The 12,296-nt window shown below is 43.9% G+C and carries 11 protein-coding genes and 1 tRNA gene; 5 read left to right on the forward strand and 7 right to left on the reverse strand.

Features of this window, described 5'->3' with window-relative positions:
* Position 1 precedes the first annotated feature (1 nt).
* Positions 2–754, reverse strand: coding sequence for a sulfite exporter TauE/SafE family protein (locus DN53_RS00955; protein WP_129652555.1), 753 nt, complete (start codon positions 752–754; stop codon positions 2–4).
* Positions 755–857: 103 nt separating this feature from the next.
* Between DN53_RS00955 and DN53_RS00960 the strand changes: the two genes are divergently transcribed.
* A tRNA-Ser gene (locus DN53_RS00960) sits at positions 858–942 on the forward strand.
* A 71-nt stretch (positions 943–1,013) separates the two neighbouring features.
* On the opposite strand, the gene DN53_RS00965 is transcribed toward DN53_RS00960, so the two are convergent.
* From DN53_RS00965 to DN53_RS00990, 6 genes are read right to left on the reverse strand one after another with little or no spacing between them, the layout of a single operon-like run.
* Positions 1,014–1,898: a diacylglycerol/lipid kinase family protein gene (locus tag DN53_RS00965; protein WP_129652556.1), complete on the reverse strand. Its 885-nt coding sequence runs from the start codon at positions 1,896–1,898 to the stop codon at positions 1,014–1,016.
* Complete coding sequence (locus DN53_RS00970; RefSeq protein ID WP_129652557.1) at positions 1,895–3,862, reverse strand: LTA synthase family protein; 1,968 nt, start codon at positions 3,860–3,862, stop codon at positions 1,895–1,897. Before DN53_RS00970 ends, DN53_RS00965 begins: the two co-directional genes overlap by 4 nt.
* A 17-nt stretch (positions 3,863–3,879) precedes the next feature.
* Complete coding sequence (locus DN53_RS00975) at positions 3,880–5,418, reverse strand: DUF3570 domain-containing protein (RefSeq protein ID WP_129652558.1); 1,539 nt, start codon at positions 5,416–5,418, stop codon at positions 3,880–3,882.
* A complete protein-coding gene (locus DN53_RS00980; RefSeq protein WP_129652559.1) occupies positions 5,381–5,590 on the reverse strand; it encodes a DUF4266 domain-containing protein in 210 nt (69 codons plus the stop codon). Before DN53_RS00980 ends, DN53_RS00975 begins: the two co-directional genes overlap by 38 nt.
* Before the next feature lie 8 nt (positions 5,591–5,598).
* Entirely contained in the window at positions 5,599–6,645 is a 1,047-nt protein-coding gene (locus DN53_RS00985) for an FAD:protein FMN transferase (protein ID WP_129652560.1), read from the reverse strand.
* A 9-nt stretch (positions 6,646–6,654) separates the two neighbouring features.
* On the reverse strand, positions 6,655–7,098 hold the full coding sequence (locus DN53_RS00990; RefSeq protein WP_129652561.1) for a thioredoxin family protein: 444 nt from the start codon (positions 7,096–7,098) through the stop codon (positions 6,655–6,657).
* 107 nt (positions 7,099–7,205) lie between these two features.
* On the opposite strand from DN53_RS00990, the gene DN53_RS00995 reads away from it, so the two are divergent.
* The 4 genes from DN53_RS00995 to DN53_RS01010 all read left to right on the forward strand — a co-directional run bounded on the left by DN53_RS00995 (position 7,206) and on the right by DN53_RS01010 (position 12,225).
* Positions 7,206–7,727 carry an RNA polymerase sigma factor gene (locus DN53_RS00995; RefSeq protein ID WP_129652562.1) on the forward strand — a complete coding sequence of 174 codons (522 nt, stop codon included), beginning with the start codon at positions 7,206–7,208 and terminating at the stop codon, positions 7,725–7,727.
* Between the two features lie 50 nt (positions 7,728–7,777).
* The gene (locus DN53_RS01000) at positions 7,778–8,692 is read left to right on the forward strand and encodes a FecR family protein (protein WP_165357208.1); all 915 of its coding nucleotides are present in this window, start codon (positions 7,778–7,780) and stop codon (positions 8,690–8,692) included.
* A gap of 24 nt (positions 8,693–8,716) precedes the next feature.
* Complete coding sequence (locus DN53_RS01005; protein ID WP_165357210.1) at positions 8,717–11,260, forward strand: TonB-dependent receptor plug domain-containing protein; 2,544 nt, start codon at positions 8,717–8,719, stop codon at positions 11,258–11,260.
* 113 nt (positions 11,261–11,373) lie between these two features.
* A complete protein-coding gene (locus DN53_RS01010; protein WP_242502038.1) occupies positions 11,374–12,225 on the forward strand; it encodes a helix-turn-helix transcriptional regulator in 852 nt (283 codons plus the stop codon).
* Positions 12,226–12,296 lie beyond the last annotated feature (71 nt).

Here is a 12,296-nt window from a genome sequence, read left to right on the forward strand (position 1 = left end):
TTTAAAAAAACCACAGTTTAATGGCCATGGCTATGACCACGACCACTAAAAAGGTCTTTATGAATCCGTCTCCCTTTTTTACCGAATAACGGCTCGCCACCCATGCTCCGGAGCCATTTCCAATGGCCAAAATAAGTCCCAATTTCCAATTCACCTTATCATTAAGGGCAAAAACGGCCAAAGCGGACAGCATATAAATAAAAACCACGGCCACCTTGGTGGCATTGACCCGAACGAGGTTCATCCGGTTTACGTAGTGCATAAAAAATATCATTAAAAACCCTAGACCTGCATTGATGAATCCGCCATAGATCCCAAAAAAGAAGAACACAATAAGACTCAGCCACAGGTATTTGCCCGTGAGCCTTTCTTCCATGTCCTCCAGGCGCATCTTGGGCTTGAAAACAATGATAAGCACCACGGCCAACATGACCATGGCCAAAATCCGGTTAAAGGTCTCGCCGTTGATATCAATGGCAATCCAAGCTCCCAAAATAGCCCCTAAAAAGGCCGCAATACCCAAATATAGATTGAAAGGGAATGTAGAAACCCCCTTACTCTTGAATCCTGCAGTTGCCAAGGCCGTTTGAATAACAATGGCCACCCTATTGGTCCCATTTGCCACGGCTGGGGGAAGTCCCAAAAAGATAAGGGTGGGCAAGGACAGTAAGGAACCCCCTCCCGCCACGGTATTGATAAAGCCTACAGCAAAACCAACCGCAACCAAAAGCACATAGTGGTACCATTCCATCATGTAGACAAAAGTACTCCCTTAAAATGGGATTCATTCGTGCAAAAAATTAAAGTTTATAAACTTTTATAGAACCAAAAAAGCTTTATATATTTGCACCCGCTTAGGAGGAATGGCAGAGTGGTCGAATGCGGCAGTCTTGAAAACTGTTGAGGGTCACACCTCCGGGGGTTCGAATCCCTCTTCCTCCGCTGAGAGACATCATCTCAAAACAATGGACCCTGTGAATAATTGATTCACAGGGTTTTTTATTTCCCTTGACTTAAGGCACCAATACATTCAAAGCCCCCCCTTCCACCGAAACACTCACTTGTCTGTCCTCTAAATGGTGTAGCTCCCCATCCGTCTGCATAAAACGCTCCTTACCTTGACCCTCAAAGCTAAACTTGAGTTCCTTTACTTTAAAGTACTGTATCTTTTTGAGATATTGATTGAGCCTAAGTAGCATAAAAAGTCCAAGTATAAGGATTTCACCTTTTGTCAGGTTTTCTATGATCACCACATCCAACAATCCATCTTGCAAGGAAGCCATTCGGGTTAGTGAAATATCGTACCCCATTACCTTGGAGTTAGAAACGAAAAACATAAACGGATTTGTCTTAAAGGTCTTTTGGTCAAACTCAACCTTGATCCTTTCCTTGCTGCTAAAATCCCTGATGGACCGTACAACTGCCTTGACATAGGCCCAAAACCTGCGTTGGCCGCCGGCATTGTAATTGGAAATCACCTTGACATCAAAACCAATCCCCATATTGCTAAAGAAGGGTCTGCCGTTCACCATGGCGACATCTATACGACTTACCCTGCCCTTTTTAATGGTCTCCATCGCTGCTTTTAACCGCCGTGGGATCTTGAGACTTTCGGCCAATCCGTTTCCAGAACCCATGGGGACAATTCCCAACAGAACGGGGGTGTGGACCAAACATGAAGCCACTTCATTGATGGTCCCATCCCCTCCACAGGCCACGAGTACATCCACTCCGCTTTCAACGGATTCTTTGGCCAGTTTGACTGCATGTCCAGCATAATTGGAGGTCTTTACGGTTATCTCGTATGCTGCTGCATCGAAATATCCGGACAGAGCCTTTTCGTCCAATACACTCCCCTTGCCTGCAATAGGATTTACAATAAAATGGACCTTTGTCATTGTGCAAGTTTTACGTCAAGCCCGCCATGGTTATACAGATGGTCGGCCAATTGATAAAATGAAATGGTCTGGTTCAAAAATGTTGTGTCCACAGCCTCCCTTGTCAGACTATTGTCAGCTTGGTCCCATTTGTATTGGTTGGCGGTCTTACCATCTCCCAATACCATCAAATCGTCTGATTTCAACAATCCGAGCTTCCTGTAGTTCCCAATAAAGGCCCTTTGTCCCGAAGGTTCCATGCTAAAAACATCCCTTCCGAAAAAATTGTTGCGGTACTGCCATCCCAACAGCGAGAAAACGCTTGGCATCACATCTATTTGGGAGCATTGCTGGGTAATCTGTCTTTGTTTAAACCCATCAAAATTCACCAAGATTGCAGGAATCCGATAGTTGGCGACATCCAATTCCCACTTCCCGGCACTACTGCCACAATGGTCCGCCATAATCACAAAGACCGTATTCTTATACCAGGGTTTGGTCTTGGCCTTTCGCAAGAAGTTCCCTATGGCATAATCCGTATACTTGACCGCTCCACTTCTTCCCGTTCCCGATGGAATATCGATTTTTCCCTCAGGATACGTGTACGGCTTATGGTTGGAAGTGGTCATTATAAAATTGAAAAAAGGCACCCCATTCTTTGAAGACCGTTCAGCTTCTTGGAGGACCTTCCCAAAAATATCCTCATCGCATACGCCCCAGGCATTCTCGAAGGTCACCTCATCATCTTCAATGTTTCTTCGGTCCGTGACAATATCCCCAGATGGCAAAAAGCCTCTCCCACGATCCACAATGTCAAATCCATTTCCACTGAAGAATTTGTCCATATTGTCAAAATAGCCATCACCCCCATAAAAGAAAGTCCTGGAATACCCCTTGCTTTTGAAGACTTCCCCAATGGTATATAGGTCTCGGTTGTGTTCCCTTTTTACAATACTTCTTCCCGGCGTTGGCGGAATGGCCAAGGTTATTGCCTCCATACCTCTGACCGTTCTGGTTCCGGTGGCATATACATTGGTGAAGTATGCTTCTGCCTTGGCTATGGAATCCAGATGGGGTGTCAAATTTTTGTCATTCCCAAAGACACCCAAATACCTGGCACTCAAACTTTCCACACAAATGAGTACTACATTTGGCTTTTTTTCCACCTCTCCCTTTACGAGCCGTAAAATGTTCTTTTCAGGAAAAAGAAGACTATCGGAAGGAGCCTTAATCTGTTCCTCTACGGTAGCGAGGACATTCCTTTCGGGCAAGGTCTTGTAGAAATCCGTATAACTGAGCTCATTGTTCCTAAATGCCGCAAAGAAGGAATAAATGCCCGCTTTGGACAATTCATTGTTATAGCGATTGTTTGATAGTTCCGCCTGTTCGTTCTTGATGGTACCTGCGAAAAATAACATGATGACCATGGCCATGCCGGTCGGCACCAACTTTTGCCTGAAACTTGTGGTTGATGCAAAGGCATTCTTTAAAATCCTTTTTCTATTGAACAACCATACGGTAAGTGCCACCAAAAGTAACATCCCTCCAATAAGCAGTGGTAAAGGATAGGATTCATTGATATTCTTTATCACTTCATAGGTATAGATTAAGTAATCCACGGCAATAAAATTGAACCGTCTTTGGAACTCGTCCCAAAAGGTAATCTCGGCAAAAAAGGAAAAATAGATGATCAACAGACCTATGGCCAAACCAAAATAGCACACAATCCGGTCAAAAATTGAACCATATAGCCTTTGGGGCAACAGTAGAAAATATAGGGAGGCCACCACGTAGAAAAAGGACAAGGTGCCCAAATCAAAGAAGAAACCAACAAGGAAAACCTTGAGCAGTCCCCAAAACGAATGCTCCACCTGCGAAAAATCCATCAGCAAAAAGGTCAAGCGCACCAAAAAGGAGAGCCCCAAAAACAACACCGAAAAAGCGTTGATGATAGAAAAACGGGATGGAAAAATATTTTTTAACATATACAAAGTGTTCTTTTCTAATCCATTACAAACTTGAACCCAACACCAAAGTAATTGGCCTTGAGGCCAGTGTTCCGATGATAGTTGTTATACTTAAGGTCAATGCTCTTCAGGCCAAACCGCCACGTCCTGAACTTGGTAAAGATGTCCGTATAGGTAACCCCAAACCCAAATTGATGGGCGTCATAGGCAGATAGGTCAAAGTCGGAGGTGTAGTATTCTTCCGTAGATAGATGGGTATCGAACGGTGCAAAATAGTCTATCTGGTTCTGGGTGTAATAGCGATAGGACGGGTAGAGCGTAAAGTTCTGCGAAACCTTGATGGGCAACTCAATATTGGCCGTATGGGCCTGTAATCCCCAATCGTCAAAATAATAGCGATAATAGGTGCGTACCGTAAGTATCTCATTGAAATAGTGGTTCAGGCGAAATCCAATGGGGAATTTCAATCTTGTATCCGGCAAGCGTTCCATATCATCCGCCAGCATAAAGACATCTGTATTTTGTGATGAGGTGTAATTGGGGATACTGGCAGGGTTACCAATAAAGTAGTTGGGGACATCTGCAAAATAGACCCGCTGCATGGGATTGGCCAGCCACCCTTGTTGACTGACCACATCGGCAAAAATGGAAATTTGGGTATTCTTACCCAGAATCTGTGAAAAGGATGCCGATAGGGCAAAACTGTTCCTTTTTTTATCAGAGATCAAGCTAAAACCATCAACGGGCCTCCAGGTAGCCGTACCATTTTTATTCGTGACGAGCCCATTCCTGTTCAAAATATCCACCCCAGCGAAAAACCCACTGTTAAGATTGCCCCCTACCTCCAGATAACTGTCCAACTCGGTAGGATATCTTGGCAGCCATGTATCCAAAAACACACTCCCCTTTATACTGACTTCCGTATTCTTTTCATTAAAAAGCTTGGTGATTCCTCCTCCAAAACCAACGGAGACATAATCATATTCTGAAGCGAAGGAGGCATTGGCATTCCAAATCTGGTTTCGGTCATCGGAACTATGGGCATACGCTACCGAAACACTGCCCCAGGTGTCTTGTCGGGAAGCCCCGGAAGAAGCCACCCAAGGACTTCCAATGACACCGGAATACCCTCCATTGTTGTTATCATCGTCAAACTCGTCATCATCCCCTCCTCCGCCAACTCCAGCATTTCCTGAGGCCCCACTAATGCCCGAACCGGTTTTGGTCAGGTCAAAAGGATTCAAATTGCTGGAAGAAGCCGAGGTATAGGTGGAAATTCCAACGTCAACGGTCAGCACATCATCATCGTTCAAGGGAATGCTCACCACAATGGAGGGTGCCACATCGGTCAATTGTTCTGTTCCGATACCCCCGGTAACGGAGGCATTGTTCCCGGTCTGTTCATAGTAACTGGAAAGAATATCCACCTCTGTGGATTCCAATACCCGCTTCTTATATCCTTCCGTGTTTGTTTGCTGTGCCAAACCCATCAGAGGGCACAACAGCAAGATCCAGATAATTCTTTGCCTTTTTGGTTCAATTACATCCACAGCCACCTCCAGTTTTTCCACCATTTCCTCCGGATGCCCCTTCACGGTAGACCTGATAGTTGATTTCGAATTTTGTAAACTTTTTATCGGCAAGGACCATATCGGGGTCATTGAGGTTTACTTTGTCATACTCATGTAGTACCACACAGGACGATAGGCTACAGAGACCATACAATGCAATTAAAATCTTCTTCATAGTTGAATTCATCTACTTTGGGTTTCCACTTCTTTTAGGGCGATATTCTTTGAGGTGACCACTTTATTGTCCTCATCCACAATAATGCACTCCACTCCTTTCAATTGGTTCACAAAATCAAGACCTGTCTCCACTCCCATAACAAATATGGATGTGGCCAGGGCATCCGCCAGTTCGGCATTCTTGGTAAAGACCGTGGCACTTAGAATCCCTTTGCTGGGGTAACCCGTTCTGGGGTCAATAATGTGGGTATAGCGCTCCCCATCAAGAATGATATATTTTTCATAATTGCCCGAAGTGACCACAGCCTGGTCCTTAATGGGCAGCCAAGAGAAAACCTTGTTTTTGTTCAAGGGATTCACAATGGCCACCATCCAGTCCCTACCATCGGGCTGGGAGCCCCAGGCGTGCAGGTCACCCGATGCATTGATGATGCCTGACCCTACCCCGTTCTCTACAAGCAACTTCTTGGCTTTATCGGCGGCATACCCCTTGCCAATGGCACCAAAGCCGATCTTCATGCCTTTGTTCCTCAAAAAAACGGTTTGGTTTTCGTGATCCAGTAGGATATTTTGGTAACCCACCTTGGAAACGGACTGCTTGATCGTTTCGGCCGGGGGCATTTGGGTAACAGAACCATCAAATTTCCAAATACGGTCCATGGAAGCATAACTGATATCAAAAGCCCCTTGGGTCAATTTGGAGATCTTCAAAGCTCGTTCAATGAGTTGAAAAAGTTCCTCGTCCACCTTTACGGGCTTCAACCCTGCATTATTGTTGATGGCAGAAGTCTGTGACTTGGGATCCCAGGAGGAAATCAGTTTTTCTATCCGGGAAATCTCCGATATGGCCAAGTCCAAATACGCATTGCCTTTCTCTTGGTTTTCAGCAACCACAGTGAGATCAAACCGACTTCCCATCAATTTTAGGGTGCGCTGGTACACTTGAAGTTCGGTTATGGTATCGCTGGTTGTACGGGACACTTCTTTCGGATGTCCCCAAAACCCCAAGCAGAAAATAAATGCGGTGGATATCACCTGCCCTATTCTCAACATAATCCTGTTTTAAAAAGAGTTCAACTTGTTGAAATAGGCTTTTGGGCTTGCCTTTTCATATCCTGCCTGGCCCAATACATTTCCCGTTGGGTCCAATACCACTACATAGGGAAAATAGCCGTTGGGATTATATTTGGCCGCCAACGATTTGTTCCTGGCCTCCTGTTCCTCGGGTAGTTTATTGCTTTTTTTTCGGGGGAAATCCGCCTTGAGCATTACAAAGTGGTCCTTGGCCAGATCTTGGAATTCCTTGGAACTCCATATTTCTCGATCCAACTTAATACAAGGGGCACACCAATCGGAACCTTGGAAGACCAATACAATGTTGTTGCTCCTTTTTTGGGCCAGATCTTTGGCTGTGTCAAAGTTGGTTTGCCAATCTTGGGCCATAAGACCTTGAAAGAAAAATACACCACAGATGACCCATAGTGCTGCCCATTTTTTGTTTTTCATAATCAGATTCATTTCTTTTCCATTACTTAGACAGGTAAATAGAAAGGCACCCTATTTTTTTCTAATTATTTTTGTGTGCCCCTAAAAGGGTTTCGCCAAAACAGAGCATGACAGAGGAAGACCCATCCATTTGTGAACAAAAAATCTACAATCAAATATTTCGTGCCCATTATGGGGCCGTGATGCGATTTGTATATTATAAATGTGGGGATCTTCAACAGGCTGAGGATATTGTACAAGACGTTTTTGTGAAGCTTTGGAGATTGTGCTCCACCGTTTCCTTTTCCAAGGTAAAGGCATACCTGTACAGAGCGGCCAACAACTCTTTCCTCAATGAAAAAGCCCATGAGAAAATTGTACTGAAGCACTTGCAAAGCACCTCTCCCTCCGTGGATCATGAAAATCCGGAGTATCTAATGCAAATGGACCAATTCCATGAAAAATTGAAACAGGCCATAGCCGCATTGCCCCAAAAGGAAAGAGAAGTTTATCTGCTAAGTAGGTTGGAAAAGAAAACCTATCCGGAAATCGCGGAACTATTGGGACTTGGTGTTAAGGCCGTAGAACGAAGAATGAGCAAGGCCTTATTGATTTTAAGGGACATTCTTGGAAAGGAATTAAAATTTTAATAGGGTAACGGATTGTTCAACTGTCATTTACATACAAAGCGCTGATGCCTATGAAAGAAAAGTACGCGAATGAAGATTTTTTGACCCGATGGCTGGCCGGAGAGCTTAGTGAAGAAGAGCTGGCAGGGTTCGAGGCATCCGATGTCCATAGGCAACTAATGGCTATTGACGATGCGGCCAAATCCCTCAAGGGGCCAGAAATTGATGTGGAAAAAGCACTTTTGGCCGTGAACTCAAAAAATCAAAACGTACAAAAGGCACCCAAGGTAAAACGCTTGTGGGCATTTTCGGCGGCAGCGGCCTGTATTGCCCTCCTATTTGCAAGCTACACCTATTTCTTCGGCTCTAAAACCTATTACACGGGCATTGGCGAAAAAGAGACCATTCTTCTCGCTGATGGTTCCACAATCACATTGAATGCCAACTCATCCATATCTTATAGAAGATTCAATTGGGAGGAAGACCGAGCCGTGGATTTTGATGGAGAGGCCTTCTTTGATGTTTCATCCGGAAACGACTTTACCGTTAAGACCAGTAAAGGAACCGTTTCTGTATTGGGAACCCAGTTCAATATCAAAAATCGAAAAGATTTTAAAGTACAATGCTATGAAGGGTCCATTGAATTTACACCATTGGATACAAACCATCCTAGCATGAGACTTCAAAAAGGCGTGGAGATATCCTTGATGAACGGGGAAATCCATCAAAAGCAATTTTCTAAAAATACCCCGGATTGGAAAAATGGATTTTCCTCTTTTTCCGAACAACCTCTTTCTGAAGTATTGGACGAACTTACCATTCAATATCCCATTCAATTTAAAATAGATGCTATTGACATCAATCGCAAATTCACTGGAAACTTTACCCATACCCATCTGGAGAATGCCCTAAAAACTACTTTGGAACCCATGGGAATCCAATATCATGTTTCTACAGACAAAAGAATTGTTACCTTGTCTGAATAAGAAATGAGGTGTTTTATATCAGTCTTGCTACTCTTTCTTGGCATTTCCATGTCCAATGCCCAGGAAAACCTATTCTTTGAATTTGAGGAAACTCCCCTAAAAGATGTGATCCAGCGACTGGAAAGGGAAATTGACCTGCGTTTTTCCTATGCGGAAGATTTGGTGGAGCATAAAAGTATTACCGCTATTGCCGAAAACTTGTCTCTTGACGAACTACTCGGCCTCTTGGAAGCCCAGACCGGTTTACATTTTGAAAAAATAGCGGAGCAACCACAGGTCATTATTGTACCTAGAGTGCCAGATAAGAACATTTGCCTCTATTTTTTGGATGAAGACACTCGATTTCCCATTGCCGAGAACGAAGTAATACTGGACTCAAGCTTGGTGATGGAAACCAACAAAAGTGGACTGGTCCAATTTAAAAATACTGGAAAATCTGCCTATCAACTGGAAGTTGTCGGATATCATATGGTACAGGTAATACCCAAAGAGACGTGTACCTCCGTGTACCTTGCCCCCGTTTACAAAGAACTCAAGGAGGTCGTGGTCACTTCTTATATAACCACAGGAATCGACAGAAACCGTGATGGGTCCATTACCCTTTCCCAAGCGCCTTTGGGGTCCATACCCGGCCAGACCACCCCTGATATTCTCCAAAGCATCCAACTTATTCCGGGGGTTGCCAGTTTGGACGAATCAGCATCCGGCATACAGATACACGGGGGAACTTCCGATCAGAACTTGGTGCTATTTGACCATATTCGGGTATTCAATACGGGGTATCTGTATGGCATGTTGTCCAGATTCAATCCCTACGCCACGGAGAAAGCCACCATTTTTAAGACCGCCAGCAGTGCAGCTTTTGGTGATAGGGTCTCGGGAATCATTGATATCAGTACAGACAATGAAGTCGCTAAAAAATTATCAGGAGGCCTTGGGTTGGATGGGTTAAGTGTTGACGGGTATATCAAAGTACCCCTTTCAAAAAAATCATCACTGTCCCTTTATGCCCGAAATGCCTATTTGGATGTATACAAAACCCCGACCTATGAGGCTTATGCCAAGAAAATTTTCAACAATACCGGCTCTGTGACCGATATGAATGGAAATCCATTGAACGTTAGCACGGACGATGGTTACACCTACGATACCAGTGAAAATGAGTTCAGGTTCTATGATTTCAATGCCAAGTATGTGTACAATCCCAACCCGAAGGACAAGATTTCCCTGAGTGCGCTAATGACCCGAAACCGAACCCTTTTCTCCTTTAGCAGTCAAGGCGAGACCAAAAAAGATTCCCTCACCACAGGGAACGGAGGCATTAGTATCAACTGGGAACACCGCACATCCCCAACACAGACCGATCAGATCACAACCTATTTCTCATCCTACGATTCCTACTATAAAAATGAGGAGTACATCGGACAGATGTTGGAAGAAACCAATATCAGGGGAAACAGGATCAGTGATTTTGGCTTTGAGCTTAAATCGGACAGGGTTTTAAGGAACAATGATGTATTGGGTTTTGGCTACCAACTCTCCAACACCAATTTGGAAATAGACCTGAGCAGTGTCTCCCACTTGGATTCGAACAACGAAGTTAGTCTGCCTGTCCATGAAAGCAACTTGAAAAATGTCCTTTTTGGGGAGTACTCCATCCGAAAGGACAATGGGGGCTTATTTAAGTTCGGGCTCAGAACGGTTCATTATGGCAGTTTGGGACAAGTCTATCTGGAACCCAGACTCAATATTGAGTTGCCGATCAATAAATCATTTCGAATCCGGACCGGGCTGGAAAGAAGAAACCAACCCATCTCCCAACTCATCGAGTTCAACCAAACCGAACTGCGATTGGACAACAATCTTTGGAGGCTTTCCGATAATTCCAACTATCCCCTGCTTCAGGGCAATCAGTTTTCGGCAGGCCTACTTTTTGACCGGAACGGCTGGACCTTGGATGCCGAAGGATACTATAAGGGAATAACCGGACTCACCTCATATAGTCAGGGGTTCCATCTCCCCCAGCCCGACCTCAGCGAAGGAAAAAGTCGGATTATAGGTGTTGATCTTCTATTAAAAAAACGCATTCGAAATTATAGGTTCTGGGTGGGATACGCTTTCAACGATGTGAATTTCACTTTCGATGATATCCAGGAAGATAGTTTTTCCGGGAATAATGACATTCCCCATAGTTTTAGGATATCCAATAGTCTGGATATAAAAAACCTGGAACTTTCTTTGGGGTGGCAGTACCGCTCCGGAACGCCTTTTACCCCCATAGAAAGCTATAATGAAGCAACGAGGGAGGTTGTCTTTGGTACAATCAATGAGAGTAGACTGCCCAATTTCCATAGATTGGATGCATCCATAACTTACCGGTTCCCCATATCACACCAATCTTCCATGATGCAAATTGGGTTTTCAGCACTGAATATCTATGACCGGGTCGTACCGTTGGCGATTATCCATAGGACCACTCAAGAAAATGGTCAGACTCTTTTGGAGCAGGTAATCCAAAGAAGTTCATTGGGCTTTATACCCAACCTTCACATCAGGGTGTTTTTTTAATGGTAAATGTGTACAGGAAATGCATTCCCAAATCCGTGTCTGTTACAAACCGGTGTATAGAGAAAGGGGTAATCATATTGATATTTGACTTTAAAAGAATAATTTTATACGTATTGTTACTTAAGCAAGGTTTGAACAAATTGTTCCACATATTCAAAGTAGATGCCGAAGAGGCCAAACGGATTTCCGAATTGCCGGATGAGCCCCATAATCATGATTTTGAAGAATTATTGATTGGTATTAAAGGTGAACTGGAACATTTCATAGATTTTAAGACCTCCAAGATAAAGGCTCCCTTTGTAAGCTTTGTTACCCAAGGAAAAGTGCATCGGTTGATTCCCAAACCCTACCAAGGTGAGTGTGAGATTTGGGGCATTCGGTTTAAAAGTGAATTCATTCCCGAAACCACTTTTCAGCTGTATTCACTCTATCATAACCAAGCCAATCTAACATTGGAGGAGGGTTTCTGTTTTCAGAGACTGGTCACCCTGTGTCAATTGATCTATGACGAAACCAAACAGGAAACCATTGATTATGCGGTTATCAGACAATTGTTAAGCGCCTTGCTCACCATGATAGAATCTGAACGAAGAAAAATTGCACCTCCCGACCAAACCCTTCAAAAAACACAGCACATTTCCTTCGGAAATTTCTTGAATATCCTTGAGGAAAATTTTCGAAGGCCCGTTGGCGTGGAATTCTATGCCGAAAAGCTTTTCATGTCATCCAGAAACCTGAACTTGATCTGTCAGAATATCATGGGGCAAAGTGTGTCGGAAATCATTGAGACCCGAAAGCTCATCGAGGCCAAAAATCTTTTGATTTCAACCGATAAAGCCATTTCGGAAATTGCCTACGAGTTGGGCTATAATGAAAACTCGTATTTCTCCAAGGTCTTTAAAAAGAAAGCCGGACAATCCCCAAATGAGTTCCGGGAAGATATGAGAAACGCCCTCATTTCCTAAAACTACCATTCATTTACCGAATAGTGTAAGATTCCCAGCATAGCTTGTTCGCATCTTTGTATCATACTATT

It is taken from the genome of Flagellimonas olearia, from assembly GCF_004150225.1.
Taxonomy (GTDB): domain Bacteria; phylum Bacteroidota; class Bacteroidia; order Flavobacteriales; family Flavobacteriaceae; genus Flagellimonas; species Flagellimonas olearia.